General features: G+C 76.7%; 17 protein-coding genes and 1 pseudogene. 2 read left to right on the forward strand and 16 right to left on the reverse strand.

All coding sequences use genetic code 11. The features are described from left to right. Positions 1–26: 26 nt before the first annotated feature. Positions 27–311, forward strand: a pseudogene (locus AC3WUG_RS11740) (M23 family metallopeptidase); the annotation flags it as partial. Between the two features lie 60 nt (positions 312–371). On the opposite strand, the gene whiG reads toward AC3WUG_RS11740, so the two are convergent. From whiG to rpsP, 13 genes are all read right to left on the reverse strand, one after another. After that, on the reverse strand, positions 372–1,400 hold the full coding sequence (gene whiG / locus AC3WUG_RS11745; protein ID WP_492327815.1) for an RNA polymerase sigma factor WhiG: 1,029 nt from the start codon (positions 1,398–1,400) through the stop codon (positions 372–374). 20 nt (positions 1,401–1,420) lie between these two features. Next, a complete protein-coding gene (locus AC3WUG_RS11750) occupies positions 1,421–2,308 on the reverse strand; it encodes a tyrosine recombinase XerC (protein ID WP_492327816.1) in 888 nt (295 codons plus the stop codon). A gap of 583 nt (positions 2,309–2,891) precedes the next feature. Then, entirely contained in the window at positions 2,892–4,205 is a 1,314-nt protein-coding gene (gene dprA, locus AC3WUG_RS11755; RefSeq protein ID WP_492327817.1) for a DNA-processing protein DprA, read from the reverse strand. A gap of 16 nt (positions 4,206–4,221) precedes the next feature. Beyond that, on the reverse strand, positions 4,222–5,751 hold the full coding sequence (locus AC3WUG_RS11760; RefSeq protein WP_492327818.1) for a YifB family Mg chelatase-like AAA ATPase: 1,530 nt from the start codon (positions 5,749–5,751) through the stop codon (positions 4,222–4,224). Next, positions 5,751–6,113 carry a YraN family protein gene (locus AC3WUG_RS11765; RefSeq protein ID WP_492327819.1) on the reverse strand — a complete coding sequence of 121 codons (363 nt, stop codon included), beginning with the start codon at positions 6,111–6,113 and terminating at the stop codon, positions 5,751–5,753. The genes AC3WUG_RS11760 and AC3WUG_RS11765 overlap by 1 nt, the downstream gene beginning before the upstream one ends. Before the next feature lie 161 nt (positions 6,114–6,274). Then, positions 6,275–6,598: a DUF2469 domain-containing protein gene (locus AC3WUG_RS11770; RefSeq protein WP_147793871.1), complete on the reverse strand. Its 324-nt coding sequence runs from the start codon at positions 6,596–6,598 to the stop codon at positions 6,275–6,277. 62 nt (positions 6,599–6,660) lie between these two features. After that, a complete protein-coding gene (gene rnhB, locus AC3WUG_RS11775) occupies positions 6,661–7,479 on the reverse strand; it encodes a ribonuclease HII (RefSeq protein ID WP_492327820.1) in 819 nt (272 codons plus the stop codon). After that, positions 7,476–8,204, reverse strand: a complete 729-nt coding sequence (gene lepB, locus AC3WUG_RS11780) for a signal peptidase I (protein ID WP_492327821.1) — start codon at positions 8,202–8,204, stop codon at positions 7,476–7,478. The genes rnhB and lepB overlap by 4 nt, the downstream gene beginning before the upstream one ends. Before the next feature lie 132 nt (positions 8,205–8,336). Further along, positions 8,337–8,705 (reverse strand): 50S ribosomal protein L19, encoded by a 369-nt coding sequence (gene rplS, locus AC3WUG_RS11785; RefSeq protein WP_492327822.1) that lies wholly within the window; start codon positions 8,703–8,705, stop codon positions 8,337–8,339. Positions 8,706–8,899: 194 nt separating this feature from the next. Continuing rightward, the gene (gene trmD, locus AC3WUG_RS11790; protein ID WP_492327823.1) at positions 8,900–9,682 is read right to left on the reverse strand and encodes a tRNA (guanosine(37)-N1)-methyltransferase TrmD; all 783 of its coding nucleotides are present in this window, start codon (positions 9,680–9,682) and stop codon (positions 8,900–8,902) included. 1 nt (position 9,683) lies between these two features. Further along, positions 9,684–10,259 carry a ribosome maturation factor RimM gene (gene rimM, locus AC3WUG_RS11795; RefSeq protein WP_492327824.1) on the reverse strand — a complete coding sequence of 192 codons (576 nt, stop codon included), beginning with the start codon at positions 10,257–10,259 and terminating at the stop codon, positions 9,684–9,686. A 136-nt stretch (positions 10,260–10,395) separates the two neighbouring features. Beyond that, positions 10,396–10,635, reverse strand: a complete 240-nt coding sequence (locus AC3WUG_RS11800) for an RNA-binding protein (protein ID WP_147793876.1) — start codon at positions 10,633–10,635, stop codon at positions 10,396–10,398. Beyond that, the gene (gene rpsP, locus AC3WUG_RS11805; RefSeq protein ID WP_324844864.1) at positions 10,635–11,066 is read right to left on the reverse strand and encodes a 30S ribosomal protein S16; all 432 of its coding nucleotides are present in this window, start codon (positions 11,064–11,066) and stop codon (positions 10,635–10,637) included. The genes AC3WUG_RS11800 and rpsP overlap by 1 nt, the downstream gene beginning before the upstream one ends. A gap of 361 nt (positions 11,067–11,427) precedes the next feature. On the opposite strand from rpsP, the gene AC3WUG_RS11810 reads away from it, so the two are divergent. Next, entirely contained in the window at positions 11,428–12,261 is an 834-nt protein-coding gene (locus AC3WUG_RS11810; RefSeq protein ID WP_492327825.1) for an alpha/beta fold hydrolase, read from the forward strand. A 68-nt stretch (positions 12,262–12,329) separates the two neighbouring features. Here the strand turns inward: AC3WUG_RS11810 and AC3WUG_RS11815 are convergent, their stop codons facing one another. From AC3WUG_RS11815 to AC3WUG_RS11825, 3 genes are read right to left on the reverse strand one after another with little or no spacing between them, the layout of a single operon-like run. After that, positions 12,330–13,418 (reverse strand): amidohydrolase family protein, encoded by a 1,089-nt coding sequence (locus AC3WUG_RS11815; protein ID WP_492327826.1) that lies wholly within the window; start codon positions 13,416–13,418, stop codon positions 12,330–12,332. 34 nt (positions 13,419–13,452) lie between these two features. Then, positions 13,453–15,060 (reverse strand): signal recognition particle protein, encoded by a 1,608-nt coding sequence (gene ffh, locus AC3WUG_RS11820; protein ID WP_492327827.1) that lies wholly within the window; start codon positions 15,058–15,060, stop codon positions 13,453–13,455. A gap of 27 nt (positions 15,061–15,087) precedes the next feature. Beyond that, complete coding sequence (locus tag AC3WUG_RS11825; protein ID WP_492327828.1) at positions 15,088–16,884, reverse strand: [protein-PII] uridylyltransferase; 1,797 nt, start codon at positions 16,882–16,884, stop codon at positions 15,088–15,090. Positions 16,885–16,897: the final 13 nt, after the last annotated feature.

A 16,897-nucleotide genomic window follows, 5' to 3' on the forward strand; every position in this document is an offset into this window, starting at 1 on the left:
TCGTCGAGCCGTTCGACGGCCCGGCCGTGCCGTGGGCCGCGGGCCACCGCGGCGTCGACCTGGACGCCCCCGTCGGGACACCCGTGCTGGCCCCGCGCGCCGGGGCGGTGACGTTCGCCGGCGTCGTCGTGGACCGGCCCGTGCTGACCGTCCGGCACGACGACGGCCTGCGCAGCTCCGTCGAGCCGGTCGCCGCCGCCGTCGCGGTGGGCGACCGGGTCGCGGCGGGGTCGGTCGTCGGGACCGTCACCGCCGACCGCAGCCACTGCGAACCGGCCTGCCTGCACTGGGGCGTGCGCGACGGCGACGTCTACCTCGACCCGATGCTGCTGCTCCGGGGCGGGCCGGTGGTCCTGCTCGCCCGCGGCGGGTCAGCCGCGGTCGGCCTCCGTCAGCCGCGCGCGCAGGCGCAGCATGGCGGCGGTGTGCATCTGCGAGATGCGCGACTCCGTCACGCCGAGGACGCGGCCGATCTCGGCGAGCGTCATGCCCTCGTAGTAGTAGAGGACCAGCACGAGCTTCTCCCGCTCGCCGAGCTGGTCGATCGCGCGCGCCAGCAGGAACTTCGTCTCCTGGGCCTCGAACGAGTTCTCGGGGTCGGGCGTGCGGTCGTCGCCGAGGGTGTCGAGCAGCGACAGCCGGTCCCCGCGGTCCTCCCCCGCGCCGAGCAGCTCGTCCAGCGCCGCGACGTTCACCGTCGACAGCTGCGTGAACAGCGCCCGGAGCTCGCGGATGTCCATCTGCAGCCGGGCGGCCACCTCGGACTCCGTCGGGACCCGGTGCAGGCTGCTCTCGAGCTCCGCGTACGCGCGGTCCACGGCGCGGGCCTTCGTGCGCACCGAGCGCGGGATCCAGTCCATCGCGCGGAGCTCGTCGATGATCGCGCCGCGGATGCGGGCGCTCGCGTAGGTCTCGAACTTGACCGAGCGGCCGGGCTCGTACTTCTCGATCGCGTCGATGAGGCCGAACATGCCGTAGGACACCAGGTCGGCCTGCTCGACCATCGCCGGCAGGCGCATGCCCACGCGACCGGCCACGGCGGTGACCAGCGGGGCGTAGTGCAGGATCAGCCGCTCGCGCACCAGGCGGTCGCCGCCGGACTTGAAGAGCTGCCAGTCCAGCGCGACGGGGTCCGTCGCCGCGCCCGCGAGCGCCTCGAGCTCGTCGAGCTCCGGGTCCTCGACCGCGGTGAGCGTGACCACGGCCTCCAGGTCGACGTCCTCGAGGTCGGCCTCCGTCACCTCGGTGGCGACGGCGATCGCCCCGGCGGCGTCCAGCTCGAGCTCGCCGGCGTCCAGCGTCTGCTGCCGCGGGATGACGCCGAGGGGCGCGGCCGGCGCACCGGGCGCACGGCGCGACGAGGCAGCCAGCGGGAGGGTGTCCTCAGCCGGAACTGACATGGGCGTCTCCATCTCGGACGTCATGCGCGGGGGTGGGCCTGCTCGAAGGACGCGCGGAGGCGGTCCGCGGTCACGTGGGTGTAGCGCTGGGTGGTGGCGAGGCTGGCGTGCCCCAGCACCTCCTGCACGCTGCGGAGGTCGGAGCCGCCCTCCAGCAGGTGCGTCGCGGCCGAGTGCCGGAGCGCGTGGGGGGCCACGTCGCTGACACCGGCCGCGGCCGACACGTCGTGCACCGCACGACGCAGCTGACGCTGGTCGGCGCGGGCGCCGCGCCGACCGAGCAGGAGCGCCGGCCCGGAGGTCTCCGTGGCGAGCGCCGGGCGGCCGCGGCCCAGCCAGGCCTCCACCGCCTCGACCGCCAGCTCCCCGACCGGGACGACGCGCTGCTTGTCGCCCTTGCCGGTGAGCCGGATGGTGCGGGTCGCCAGGTCCAGGTCGTCCACGTCCGCGGCGCACAGCTCGCCGACGCGCGCGCCGGTCGCGTAGAGCAGCTCGAGCGCCGCCCAGTCCCGCAGGTGCACCGGGTCGCCGTCGTCCGCGCGGACCCGGGCGGTGTCGAGCAGCGCGGCGGCCGCGCCCTGGTCGAGCACGGTCGGCAGGTGCGAGGCCGGGCGGGCGCTCGCGAGGCGGAGCGCCGGGTCCTGCGCGACGCGGCCGGTGCGCGCCGCCCAGGCGAAGAACGTGCGCGCGGCGGCGCCGCGCCGGGCCAGCGTCGCCCGGCTGCGCTCGGCGGTCGCCATCGAGGCGAGCCAGCCGCGCAGGACCGTGAGGTCGACGCCGAGGAGGTCGGCCACGCCGTGGCGGCGCGCGTACCCCGTGAGGTGCTCCAGGTCGCCCAGGTAGGCCCGCACGGTGTTCTCGGAGAGGCCCCGCTGGGTGCGCAGGTGGAGCGCGAACGCGTCGGTCACCGGGGTCGCCCCCCGGCCCGGTCCCGCTGCAGCCCCCGTGTGCACGGGACTACGGTCACCTGTCACACCTCCGGGCGACAAGCGGTCTGTGGCGCGTTTCACCCACCCCTGTACGAATCACGGTCAAATGTCCGATTCCACGGCGCAATTTCCTACCGTTCGGCAGCGGTTCCAGGGCGTCTGCGTCCACCTGTCGGACACGTCGGGAGGGCGCGGGATGTGCGCCGGGCGGGTGAATGCGTTTTCCCGTGCGCGAAACCGGTGGAGCGCAGCCGGGGCCGGTTGACGAGGGGCCGCACGGGTGAACCACGGTGCGGCCGGGACGGGACGGGACGCCCGGTCGCCGGATGCCATCACCGACCGGATATGTGGTTTTGACTGAGGGGTCGAGCGGGGAATTCCCGACGCACGGACGCCACGACACGCCGAGGCACCGCAGCCGGAGGCGCCGCAGCCGGGAGGACCCCCGGCGCCGCGACGCCCACCCGTCGGCCGGGCGCGCCACGGCGTGACGGCTCGCCGGTCCTGCGACACCGCCCCGCCTCCGGCACCGCCGCCGCGACGCCGCCGCTCTCCCCACCGATCAACCGAACGCGCCACGGCGTGACGGCTCGCCTGCCCTGCGCCACCGCCCCGCCTCCGTCGACGCGTCCCCGGCGAGCTCCAGCAGTCCGAGCGCCGCGACGACCTCGCCCTCGGAGAGGCCCGCTCGCCGGGCGATCTCGGACACGGTGCGCGCCCGCCGGCGGTCCAGCGCGTCCAGGGTGCGGGCCGCCGGGCTGTCCGCCCGGTCGGCGACCCCCTGCGGCCGCGGCGCCCCGGACGGCGGCGCCCCGGCCGACGCCGATGACGAGGGCCGGTCCGACCCGGCGTCCGCGTCCGCGTCCGGCGGGTCGAGCAGCTCGACGACCTCCGCCGCGTCCGTCACGCAGACGGCCGCCCCGTCCCGCAGGAGCCGGTGGCACCCGGCCGACGCCATCGAGGTGACGGGGCCGGGTACGGCCCCGACGGGACGCAGGAGCTCGCCTGCTCGGGCGGCGGTGCTGAGCGCCCCGCTGCGCCACGCGGCCTCGACGACCACCGTCGCCCGGGTCAGGGCCGCGATGACCCGGTTGCGCTGGAGGAAGCGGGCGCGGCTCGGCGGTGTGCCGGGTGGGCTCTCCGCGACGAGGGCGCCGCCGGCCTCGACCATCCGCTCCAGCACGGCGAGGTTGCCCGCCGGCGACGGGCGGTCGACGCCGCCCGCGAGGAGCGCGACGGTCCGCCCGCCGACCGCCAGGGCGCCGCGGTGCGCGGCCACGTCGACACCGAACGCCCCTCCCGAGACGACGGTGACGCCCCGGTCGGCCAGCCCCGCCCCGAGGTCGCCCGCGACGCGCTCGCCGTACGCCGTGGCCGCCCGCGCTCCGACGACGGCCACCGACCGCGCCGCCGACCCCGCGAGGTCCGGATCCCCGCGCAACCAGAGGCAGAGCGGCGCCGCAGGCCCGAGGTCGTCCAGGGCGCGCGGCCAGCCCGGGTCGCCGGGGACCAGGAGGGCGCCGCCGCGCGCCGCGAGCTCGTCGAGCGCCGGTCGCGGGTCCAGGTCCGCCAGCCGCGGAGCCCACCGGGGCACCGCCCGCGCGAGCACCCGGTGCGTGCCCACCGGCCAGGCGGCGGCGTCGCCGGCACCCTCGCTCACGCCCGCGTCGGCGCGCGCCAGGTCGCGCAGCCGGCGCACGGCGTCCGCCGGGGTCGCCGTCACCGCCCACAGCGCCCAGGCGAGCGCCGCGGGCGCCCCCAGGGCTGCCACGACCGCGCCCGCCGTGGTGTCGCCGGGCTCGGCGACGATGCTCCACGCGGCCCGCGCCCACACCTCGCCACCCCGCTCGGCGCTCCGGCCCTCCGCCGCGCTCACGCGCCCTCCCCCGCGGTCACGCGCCCTGCCCCCGGGTGCGCAGCGCGACGGCCCGCCCGACGTCGTCGGCCGCGGGGGCCGCGCGTCCCGCCAGGTCCGCGACGGTCCACGCCAGCCGCAGCACCCGGTCGGCGCCGCGGAGGGTCAGCGTCCCGCGGTCGATCCCCTGGTCCACGAGGCCGAGCAGCGCGCGGCCCGGCCCGAGCCGGTCGCGGAGGACCTGCCCCGGCACGTCGCCGTTGAGGCGCCACGGCGTCCCCGTCCACCGCTCGGCCTGGGCGCTCCGGGCGGCGGCGACGCGCGCGGCGACGGTGGCGGTGCTCTCGGCGGGCTCGCCGAGCTCGGCCCGCCGGACGGCGGGGACCTCGACCTGGACGTCGACCCGGTCGAGCAGCGGGCCGGAGATCTTGCCGAAGTACCGGCGCCGCTCGAGCGAGCGGCAGGTGCACGCGAGCCCTGTGCCGACGGCCCGCCCGCACGGGCAGGGGTTGGCCGCGAGGACGAGCTGGAACCGCGCGGGGTACCGGGCAGCCCCGGCGGCCCGGTGCACGACGACCTCGCCGTGCTCGAGCGGCTGCCGCAGGGTCTGCAGGACGGCGGTCGGGAACTCCGGGGCCTCGTCGAGGAAGAGCACGCCGCGGTGCGCCCGGGACGCCGCGCCCGGCCGCGGCATCCCCGAGCCGCCGCCGACGATGCTGGCGGGCGTCGCGGTGTGGTGCGGGTCCTCGAAGGGCGGCCGGTGCAGCAGGCCGCCGTCGGGGTCGAAGGTGCCGGCCACCGAGTGCACGGCCGTGACCTCGACCGCCTCGGCCTCGTCCAGGTCGGGCAGCAGGCCGGGGAGCCGGGACGCGAGCATGGTCTTGCCCGCCCCGGGCGGCCCCACGAGCAGCAGGTGGTGCCCGCCCGCCGCGGCGACCTCGACGGCCGCACGCGCCGCGCCCTGCCCGAGCACGTCCGCGAGGTCGCCGACCGGGGCGCGGTGCGCGCCGCCGACCCGCACCGGCGGCACGGCCGCGACGTCCGGGACGTCGACCGCCCCGCCGTGCCGCCGGACCACCTCCGCGAGGCTCCGGCAGGCGACGACGCGCGCACCCGGCACCAGGGCGGCCTCGGGCGCGTCCGCCTCGGGGACGACGACGTCGGGGTGCCCGGCGGCGACGGCGGCGGCCACGGCCGGCAGGACGCCCCGCACCGGTCGGAGCCGCCCGTCCAGGCCGAGCTCGCCGAGGTGCACCACGCCCGCGGCCCGCCGGGCCTCCAGGAGCTCGGCGGCCGCGAGCACGGCGACGGCGACCGCGAGGTCGAACCCCGGCCCCGACTTGGGCAGGGCGGCGGGCGAGAGGTTGACGGTGATGCGGCGGTTCGGCCAGGTGAGGCCGGTCGACCCGACGGCCGCCCGCACGCGGTCCCGCGCCTCGGCGAGCGAGGCGTCCGGCAGGCCGACGAGCGCGAAGGCGGGCAGCGACGGCGCGAGGTGCGCCTCGACCTCGACGAGGTGGCCGGTGAGGCCGACCAGCCCGACGGCCCGGGTGCGCCCGAGCGCCATCAGCCGATCCCCGCGAGGTGCTCGGCGCGCGGCGGGTGGCCGTCGCGCAGCTCGACGGCCACGAGGTCGAGCCGGACCGAGGCGGCGTGCACGTCGTGCTCCGCGAGCCAGGCCGCCAGCAGCGCGCGCAGCCGTTGCAGCTTGCGCGGGGTCACGGCCTCGTGCGGCGTGCCGTAGGTCCGCGTCCGGCGCGTCTTCACCTCGACGCCGACGACGGCGTCCTCGTCGGGGTCGAGGGCGACGAGGTCGAGCTCGCCGCCCGGCCCGAACCAGTTCCGGTCGAGGACCGTCCAGCCCTCGTTCTCCAGGAGCCGCGCCGCCAGGTCCTCACCCAGCCGGCCGGTCTCGTTCCGCGTGCGCATCGGCACCACCTCCGGCACCGAGGCTGCCGGGGAGGGCAGGCGGCCCGCCGCCCCGCCCTCGCGGTGCTGGGGACGACACGCGCAGTCCGGCCTGTGGAGGACTCGGCGCCCGCCCCGCGAACGGGACGCGACGCCGCCCGGCGCCCGCCCGGACGAACGGGCTACCGCCCGAAGCCACCGCCCGAGCCGAGGTCCAGGTCGGCCTTGACCAGCTCCTCGACGTTGACGTCCTTGAACGTCACCACGCGCACGGACTTCACGAACCGCGCGGACCGGTAGACGTCCCACACCCACGCGTCGGCGAGCGTCAGCTCGAAGTAGACCTCGCCCGCGGCGGAGCGGACCTGCAGGTCCACGTGGTTCGCCAGGTAGAACCGGCGCTCGGTCTCGACGACGTACGAGAAGAGGCCGACGGCATCGCGGTACTCGCGGTACAGCGCGAGCTCCATCTCGGTCTCGTAGTTCTCCAGGTCCTCGGCGCTCACCGACCCATCATCCCCCATCCGGGCACATCGGCCCGCACCAGCCGCCCCGCCGGACCGCGACGTCAGCCCGCGACGTCGAGCGTGAGCGGCTCGCCCGCCAGCAGCGCGTCGTCCAGCGCGCCGTCGCCCCGCACACCCGCGCCGACCCCCGGCACGCCCGCGCCGACCCCGGCCGCGGTCGCGCCCGCCTCGACGCCCGGCAGCCGCCAGGACGTCCGGTGGTGCGGCGTGGGCCCGAGCCGGCGCAGCGCCGCCAGGTGCTCGGGCGCGGAGTACCCCTTGTTCTCGGCCCACCCGTACTCGGGGTGGTCGTCGTGCAGCCGGGTCATGATCGCGTCGCGCTCGGTCTTGGCGAGGATGCTCGCGGCGGCGACGGCGGCGCACCGCAGGTCGGCCTTGACGAAGGTCCGCACGGGCGGGACGACGTCGAGCACCGCCGGCGGGCCGATCAGCGCGTCCTGCGCCGGGGTGGTCACGTAGTCGTGGTTGCCGTCGAGCAGGAGGGCGCCCGGCGCGGTCTCGAGACCGGCGATGGCGCGGTGCGCGGCGAGGCGCAGGGCGGCGATGATCCCGTACGCGTCGATCTCGGCGGGCTCCGCGTGCCCGACCGACCAGCAGGCGGCCCAGCGGCGGATGAGCGGGGCGAGCCGCTCGCGCTCGGCGGCGCTCAGCAGCTTGCTGTCCCGGACGCCCTGCGGCACGGCGCGGCTCTCGGCGGTCACCACGACGACGCCGACGGTCACGGGACCGCTGAGGCTGCCGCGGCCGACCTCGTCGGCGCACGCGAGGGCCGGGACGCCGTCCCGGATGATCTGGCGCTCCACCCGGAGCGTCGGCGCGGCCCGGTTCCAGGCGGTCCGCGCGCGTCCGGCGGCGGTCACGACGGGTCCGGGACGTCGGCGAACACGTCGCCCGGGTTGCGCAGCAGCCCGATCCGGTCGACGGGCCACAGCTTCACGAAGGCGGTGCCGACGACGTCGGCGATCGGCACGGAGCCGCCGCCGGGGTCGCCGAGGTGGTAGCGCGAGTCGGCGGACGACGACCGGTTGTCGCCCATGACCCAGACGGACCCGGACGGCACGACCACGTCGAACGCGATCTGGCTCGGGCTGGCGCCGGGCGCGAGGTACTCGGTCTCGTCGACCGGCTCGCCGTTCACGGTGAGCGGGGACCCGTCGCCGGCGGAGGCGACCCGGTCCCCGGGCAGGCCGATGACGCGCTTGATGAGGTGGTCCTCGGACTGCTGCGGCATGAGGCCGATGGCGATGAGCGCGTCCTGGACGACGTTGGTCTCCGGCACCGTCTGCTGGTCGAGCCAGCCGCCGGGGTCCGAGAACACCACGATGTCGCCCCGGTGGACGTCGAGCGGCCCCGGGGCGAGCTTGCTCACGAGGACGCGGTCGCCCTCGAGCAGCGTGTCGTGCATCGACGCGCTCGGGATGAAGAAGGCCTGCGCGAGGAAGGTCTTGACCAGCCACGACAGCACGATCGCGCTGACGAGGATGATCGCGGTCTCCCGCAGGAAGGAGGTGACGGGTCCGCGCCGTCGCTCCTCGGACCTGCCAGCCGCCTCGTGGCCGGCAGGTGCTGCGTGCTGGTCCGTCACCGGATCACTCTCCCACGTCGTCGGACCGCCGCCCACACCCACGCGCCGGTGCGCACCGAACCTCCCCGGCACGGCCGACGGGCGGCCACCCCCCGTGAGGGGTGACCGCCCGTCGGCGTGCCGCGGGGGGTCTCAGGCCTGCTTGGCCGGGACCGCGTCGCGCTTCTCCTTGATCTTGGCCTTCTTGCCGCGGAGGTTGCGCAGGTAGTACAGCTTCGCGCGACGGACGTCACCGCGGGTGGCGACCTCGACGGACTCCAGGGTCGGGGAGTGCACCGGGAAGGTGCGCTCGACGCCGACGCCGAACGAGACCTTGCGGACCGTGAAGGTCTCGCGGACGCCGTCGCCCTGGCGGGCGATCACGACGCCCTGGAAGACCTGGACGCGAGAGCGGTTGCCCTCGACGACCTTGACGTTCACCTTCAGCGTGTCGCCGGGGCGGAAGTCCGGGATGTCGGTGCGGAGCGAAGCCGCGTCGATCGAGTCGAGGATGTGGGACATCGTGTGTCGCTTTCCCGCCGTGCCACAGGTCACGCGCGTCGTCGTCGGCGCCGGGGCGCCGGATGGCATGAGGTGCGGTGCGCGGCCGATCGCTCGGCGGGCCGTGGTCGCCTCCCCTGTGGCAGAGGCGGGGCCGTCGGGCACCGACCGACAAGTGTGCCACAGCCGGGGGGCCGGGGTCGAAACCGGGACCGCTACTCCCCCGGCGGCACCGGTCCGTCGTCCCCCACGGCCCACCCGAGGTCGGCCAGCACCGCGCGGTCGGCCTTGTCGAGGTCTCCCGGCGCGAGCCGCGCGAGCAGGTCCGGCCGCCGCTCGGCGGTGCGGGTCAGCGCCTGGTCCCGGCGCCAGCGCTCGACCCGGCCGTGGTGCCCGGACAGCAGCACGTCGGGGACGTCGAGGTCCCGCCAGGCCGGCGGCTTCGTGTACACGGGGTACTCGAGCAGCCCTGCGGCGCCGTGCGACTCCTCCACGAGCGAGTGCGGGTTGCCGACGACGCCGGGCAGCAGCCGGACGACCGCCTCGACGAGCACCATGGCCGCGACCTCGCCGCCGTTGAGCACGTAGTCGCCGATGGAGTACTCGCTGACCCGTACGCCCGGCCGGGACGCGTAGTGCGCCGCGACGCGGGCGTCGATGCCCTCGTACCGCCCGCAGGCGATGACGAGGTGCCCGTCGGCGGCCCACTCCTCCGCGTGCCGCTGGGTGAGCGGGGCGCCGGACGGGGTCGGCAGCAGCAGGTGGCTGCCCTCGACGACCAGCTCGTCCAGGGCCGCGCCCCAGACGTCGGGCTTCATCACCATGCCGGCGCCGCCGCCGAACGGGGTGTCGTCGACGGTGCGGTGCCGGTCGGTCGTCCAGTCGCGCAGGTCGTGCACCCGCAGGTCGACGAGGCCGCTGGTGCGGGCCTTGCCCACCAGCGACAGGCCGAGCGGGCTCAGGTAGTCGGGGAAGATCGAGACGATGTCGATGCGCACGTCAGTCGTCGTCCCCCGCCGCGTCGCCGCGCGTCTCGTCGCTCACGACGAGGTTCGCCGCGTCCGACGCCAGCAGCCCGCCGGGCGGGTCCAGCACGACCCGACCGCCGGGGACGTCCACCACCGGCACGATCGCGCGCACGAAGGGCACGAGCGTGCGGGTGCCGTCGGGCTCCCGCAGCACCAGGGCGTCCTGCGCCGGCAGGTGCTCCAGCCCGACGACCTCGCCGAGCGGCCGGCCGTCGACGTGCTCGGCGCGCAGCCCGGCGAGCTCGTGCGGGTACCAGGCGTCCTCGTCGTCGTCGGCGGTGCTCGCGTCGTCCGCGACCTCCACGACCAGGTCGACTCCCCGCAGGGACTCGGCCGAGGTGCGGTCGGGGGCCTCCGCGAACGTGACGTACCAGCGCCCCTGCTGCTCGCGGGTGCGCGCGACCGTCAGCGGGCCGCGGTCGGCGGGCTCGGTCGCGAGCACGGCGCCGGCCGCGAGGCGTGCCGCGGGGTCGTCGGTGCGCACGTCGAGCGCGACCTCGCCGCGCAGGCCGTGCGCGCGGCCGATCCGGGCGACCGTCAGCAGCATGGGGTTCCTCTCGGGGGGTCCGGCTCCGGGCCGGACCAGCGTACGGGTGCAGGCACGACGCAGGCCCGGCCCCTGCGAGGGACCGGGCCTGTGCCGGTGTCTCACCGGCCGGCGCGAGGCCGACCGGGTGCGCGGCTCACCGCCGGGCGACGTCCACGACGTCCACGCGGACCGGACCCTCGGACGACAGCGCGCCGACGACGGTGCGCAGCGCGCGGGCGGTCCGGCCGCCGCGGCCGATGACCCGCCCGAGGTCGTCCGGGTGCACCCGGACCTCGAGCAGGTCGCCGCGGCGGAGCGTGCGGGCGTCGACCCGCACGTCGTCCGGGTGGTCGACGATGCCCCGGACCAGGTGCTCCAGCGCGTCGGCGAGCATCAGGCCTGCTCGTCCTCGGCCGGCGCCTCGTCGGCGGCCGGGGCCTCGGCGGCGGCCGCCTTCTTCTCGGACGCCTTGGCCTTGGCCTTCTCGGCGTCCGCGGCGACGGCGTCGACCGCGGCCTTCACGTCGGCCGCGGCGGCCTTGGTGCGCAGGGTGCCCTCGGCGCCCGGGAGGCCCTTGAACTTCTGCCAGTCGCCGGTGACCTTGAGGAGGGCGAGGACCTGCTCGGTCGGCTGGGCGCCGACGGACAGCCAGTACTGCGCGCGCTCCGAGGAGATGTCGATGAGCGACGGCTCCTCGGTCGGGTGGTACTTGCCGATCTCCTCGATGACGCGACCGTCACGCTTGGTGCGGGAGTCCGCGACGACGACGCGGTAGTACGGCGCCCGGATCTTGCCGAGACGCTTGAGGCGGATCTTGGTGGCCACGGTGTGGTCTTCTCCTGGATGTCTGCGAGGCGGCCGTCGCGGTTCGCACGTGGGGCATGCGGTCCGGTCCGGCCTGGAGGACACGGCATCGAGCGGGTAGAGGGGCCGCGCGCGCCGAGTACAGCAGGCCATTGTGCCAGACCGGCGCCGGTGCGGGCGACCCTGCGCGCGCGTGCCCCGGGTCACGCGGCTCCCCGCCCCGCGACCCCCACGGATTCTCACGGAACCACCCGCCGGATCGGGCAGGCTGGCGAGGATCGGGAGGGGAACGGGACCCGGCTGCCCGAGCGTGAGGCCCGCGGCCCGCGGGTCACCCTCGCCGGGTGCGTCGCCGTCGGCCGCGCGCTGCCACGATCGCGGCATGGCCGCCGTGGACTGGGAGACGCGCGAGGTGGAGGTCGCCGGGCGCCCCGTCACGGTGCGGGTCGGCCCGGAGGTCCCGGGGCCCACGCCCCTAGTGCACGTGCACGGGTTCGCGGTGTCGGGCCGGTACCTGCTGCCGACCGCCGCCGCGCTGGCGGACCGCGGCACGACGTACGTCCCCGACCTGCCCGGCCACGGCGCGAGCCCGGGGCCGAAGCCGCCGCTGTCCATCCCGCACCTCGCGGACGCCCTGCTCGGCACCCTCGACGCGCTGGGCCTGGACCGGGTGGTGCTCGTCGGCAACTCGATGGGCGGGCCAGTGAGCCTGGAGGCCGCGCACCGGGCGCCGGACCGGGTCGCGGGGATCGTGCTCGCCTCCCCCGCCGGCGGAGCGCACAACCAGCCGCTGGCGCGCGCGGTGGTCCAGCTGCTCCGGGACTCGGTGCGGGAGGACGTCCGGATGGGCCGGTACTCCCTGCCGGACTACGCGCACTACGGCGCGGTGCCCGCGCTAACGGCGTTCCGGCAGATGGTGCGGTTCCCCTCCCTGGTGCGACTGCTGCGCACGCCGGTGCCGACGCTCGCGGTGGTCGGGTCGCGCGACCCGCTGATGCCGCCGCCCCACCGGGTGCGGGAGCTCGCGCACCTCGGGCCGGACCGCCTCACGGTCGTGGTCATCCTGGGCGCGGCGCACGCGATGAACTACAGCCACCCCGACGAGCTGGCGCACGCCGTCCGGTGCTGGCTCGACGGGCGGCCGATCACGGACGACCCCTCGGCGCACGCACGGACCCAGGTGCTGCAGGTGGCGCAGGGCGACGCGCCCGCCTGAGCCGCGACCGGTGCGGGCCGCGGGCCCCTCCGGTGCCCTACCGGGTCCCCGCGCCCGCGCCGACCGCCCTACGCCACCCGCGCCCCGCGCAGCACCACGGCCCGCGGCGCCGCGAGCACCCGGACGTCCGCACGCGGGTCCACGTCGTACACCACGAGGTCCGCGCTCTGACCCTCGGCGAGCCCCGGCACCCCGAGCCACGCCCGGGTCCGCCACGACGCCGCGGCGACGACCTCGCGCGCCGGCAGCCCCGCCGCGACCAGCTCCGCCGCCTCGTCCGCGATCCGCCCGTGCCCGATCGTGCCCCCGGCGTCGGTCCCGACCAGGATCGGCACCCCGGCGTCGTGCAGGTCGCGGACGTGGGCGTACCGGCGCGCGTACATGCGGCGCATCCGGGCCGCGTACACCGGGTACTTCTCGGCGCGCCCGGCGATCTCCCCGAACTGCGCCACCTGCAGCAGCGTGGCCGTCACCGGGATCCCCGCGGCGGCGATCCGCGCGATGTGCCGGTCCTCCGCGCCGGTCGCGTGCTCGAGGCAGTCGACGCCCGCGTCGAGCAGCCCGTCCAGCGCCTCGCTGGAGAAGGTGTGCGCCGTGACCCGGGCCCCCGCGTCGTGCGCGACCCGCACCGCGGACGCCAGCACGTCGTCCGGCCACAGCGGCCGCAGGTCGCCGTCGGCCCCGAGGTCCCGGTCGATCCAGTCCGCGACGAGCTTCACCCAGCCGTCGCCGCGGGCAGCCTCCTCGGCCACGGCGCCCGGCAGCGCGTCGGCGGACGCGAGCTCCCGCCCGTAGTGCCGCACGTACCGCTTCGGCAGCGCGAGGTGCCGACCCGCGCGGATCAGCCGGGGCAGGTCCTCGCGGGCGTGCACCCACCGGGTGTCGGCGGGCGAGCCCGCGTCCCGCACCAGCAGCACACCGGAGTCCCGGTCGGCGACGGCCTGCGCCTCCGCGGTCGCGCGGTCGACGGCGCCCTCCGCGGCGAGCCCGATGTGGCAGTGCACGTCGACCAGGCCGGGCACGACCCAGCCGTCGACCCGGGTGGCGTCGCCGCCGGGCCGGTCGAACGTCAGCCGCCCGCCCACGACCCAGGCCTCACCCACGACCCGGTCGTCGTCCAGGACGACCGGGCCGGTCAGGTGCAGCACGTCCCCCATCCACGCCCCCTCGCGCGATCCGGGCCCGCGGCCGTCAGCGGCCGAGGAACTTCTGCAGGTCCTCGATGCTCGACGGGTCGAACTGGTCCGGCTGCTGCTGCGGGGCGCCGCCGCCGATGCCGAACGCCGAGCCCTTCGCGGCCGGCGCGGCCGCCGGGGCGATGCCCGCGGCGCGGTCGGCGGCGGCCTTCTCCTGCTGCGCGCGCTTGGCCGGGTTGCCGGACTTGCCCTTGGCCTTCTTGGACGGGGCGACGCGGCCGCGGCCCTTCTTGCCCGTGCCCGGCAGGTTGCCCATGCCGGGGATGGGCATGCCGCCGCCCTTGGCCATCTGCTGCATCATCTTCTGGGCCGCGGCGAACCGCTCCAGCAGGCCGTTGACGTCGGAGACCTCGACGCCCGAGCCGCGCGCGATGCGGGCCCGGCGGGAGCCGTTGATGATCTTCGGGTTGTCCCGCTCGCCGGGGGTCATCGACCGGATGATCGCCTCGACCCGGTCGACCTCGCGCTCGTCGAAGTTCTCGATGGCGTCGCGCATCTGCCCCATGCCGGGGAGCATGCCGAGCATCTTCTTCATCGAGCCCATGTTCTTGAGCTGCTGCATCTGCTGCAGGAAGTCCGCGAGCGTGAAGCCCTGGCCGGAGGCGAGCTTGCCCGCCATCTCCTCGGCCTGCTCGGCGTCGAACGCCTTCTCCGCCTGCTCGATGAGGGTGAGCACGTCACCCATGTCGAGGATGCGGGACGCCATCCGGTCGGGGTGGAACACCTCGAAGTCGGTGAGCTTCTCGCCGGTCGACGCGAACAGGATCGGCCGGCCGGTCACGGACGCGACCGACAGGGCGGCGCCGCCGCGGGCGTCGCCGTCGAGCTTCGACAGCACGACGCCGGTGAAGCCGACGCCCTCCTGGAAGGCCGTGGCGGTCGCGACGGCGTCCTGGCCGATCATCGCGTCGATGACGAACAGGATCTCGTCCGGGTCCACCGCGTCGCGGATGTCCGCGGCCTGCCGCATGAGCTCGGCGTCCACGCCGAGGCGGCCGGCGGTGTCGACGATGAGGACGTCGTGCTGGCGGGCCTGCGCGGTGGCGAGGCCCTCGCGGGCGACGGCGACCGGGTCGGCGCCGGCGACGACGTCGAGCTCGGAGCCCTGGTTGCCCGGGTGCGGCGCGAACACCGGCACGCCGGCGCGCTCGCCGACGACCTGGAGCTGGGTGACGGCGTTGGGGCGCTGCAGGTCGGCGGCCACGAGCAGCGGGGTGTGGCCCTGCGACTTCAGGTGCAGCGCGAGCTTGCCGGCGAGCGTGGTCTTGCCGGCGCCCTGGAGGCCCGCGAGCAGGATGACGCTCGGCGGGTTCTTCGCGAGGTGCAGCGGCCGGTTCTGGCCGCCGAGGATCGACACCAGCTCGTCGTTGACAATCTTGACGACCTGCTGCGCCGGGTTCAGCGCGCCGGAGACCTCGGCGGAGAGCGCGCGCTCCCGCACGGCACCCGTGAACTGGCGCACCACGGGCACGGCGACGTCGGCGTCCAGCAGGGCGCGGCGGATCTCGCGCACGGTGGCGTCGATGTCCGCCTCGGACAGCCGCCCCTTGGAGCGCAGGTTCTTGAAGGTCGACGTCAGTCGGTCGGACAGGGTGGCGAACACCGCGCGATCCTCACGCTCTCTCGGCGGTCAGGGACGTCCCAGGGTACCCGCCAGCCGGGCCGTCGCCCGCGCCACGAGGTCGTCGACGAGCTGGGCGCGCCACGCTGTCCACGCGGTGGGCCCGGCAGACGACGCGTCGGCCTCGGTGAGCGCCCGCAGCAGCGCGAGCAGGTCGGCGCGGTGGTCGACGGCCGCCAGCAGGGCGTCGACCGTCGCGGGGTCGTCCGGGTCGGAGCCCGTGGCGAGCTCGGACAGCGTCAGGTGCTCCCGGACGAGCCGCGCGACGTCCGCCGCGTCGCCGGGCGCGAACCCCATCCGGGCGACGACCGGACCCGCGAGCCGGGCGCCCTCGACCGAGTGGTCCCCCGCCCCCGCCCGCTTGCCGATGTCGTGCAGCAGCGCGGCGACCAGCAGGACCTCCGGCCGGTCGACGGTGCGGCGGAGCCCGGCGGCCCGCGCGGCGGCCTCGACCAGGTGCCGGTCGACCGTGTGCCGGTGGATGGGCGAGCGCTGGGGGCGGTTCCGCACGCCGGCCCATTCGGGGATCCAGGTGGTGACCACGCCGGCGAGGTCGAGCGCCTCCCAGACCGGCACCTGCGCGGGCCCGGTGGCGAGCAGCTGCACCAGCAGCGTCCGCGCGGCCTTCGGCCACGGCTCCGGCAGCGGGGGCGTGCGCTCCAGGCTCGTGACGGTGATGGGCGACAGCGTCAGCCCGGTGCGGGCCGCGGTCGCGGCGGCGCGCAGGGACAGCAGCGGGTCGGCCGCCGGCTGGGCGTCGGCGGCGAGCACCAGCTCGCCGTCGTGCTCGACGAGCCCCTCCCCGACGGTGCGCAGCCGCGGCGCCGTGCGGCGGCCGCGGACCAGCACGGGCCTGCGCGCCGGGCGGGCCAGCGCCTGCCGCGCGTTCCGGGCGGTGCTGTCCAGCGCGTACGAGACGACGCGGCCGGCCTCGGCCAGGCCCGCGAGCAGGTCGTCGCGGTCGCCGACGCCCAGCAGCTCGGCGACCTCGTCCTGGTCGGCGAGCAGCAGCCGGTTCGTGTGCCGCCGGCTGACGGTCTGCACCGCGTCGCGGACGTCGAGCAGGTGCGCGTGCGCGCGGTCGACGGCGCCGTGCGGACGGTCGGTGAGCCAGGTGGCGGCGAGCGCGGACAGCACGACGGCGTCCCGGATGCCGCCGCGGGCCTCCTTGAGGTCGGGCTCGATCAGGTACGCGAGCTCGCCGTGCCGCTCCGCGCGCTGCCGGGTGGACGCCAGCAGCTCGGGCAGGCGGCGCCGGGCGGCGGACCGCCAGTCGGCGAGCAGGGCGGACCGGGCGCGGTGGATGATGCCGGGGTCGCCCGCGACGGGGCGCAGGTCGAGCAGCCCGACCGCGGCCGGCAGGTCCTTCGACGCGACCTGCCGGCACTGCGCCAGCGACCGCACCGAGTGGTCGAGGTCCAGCCCCGCGTCCCAGATCGGGTACCAGAGCCGGTCCGCGAGCCCCGCGAGCTCCTCGGCCGAGTGCCCCCGGCCGTCGTGCACCAGCAGCAGGTCGAGGTCGCTGCCCGGGCTCGCGTCGCCGCGGCCCACGCTGCCGACCGCCCCGAGCCCGATGCCCGGCGTCTCCCGGCCCTCGGTGGCCGCGTCCCACTGCTCGGCGAGGCGCCGGAGCACGAGGTCCGAGACCGCCTGCCGGCGCGCGGCGCCGTCGCTGTCCGGGCCGGACAGCCGCGCCGCGAGGTCGAGCCGCTCGACCCGGAGGTCCCGCACCCCCACGTGCTGGGGGTGCGGGACCTCCGGGGTCTCGCGGCCGGCCGTGCCCCCAGACGACCGGTCGTCGATCATGCTCGGGCGGACC

It is taken from the genome of Cellulomonas sp. EB106-03-03-XG116 (assembly GCF_058792015.1).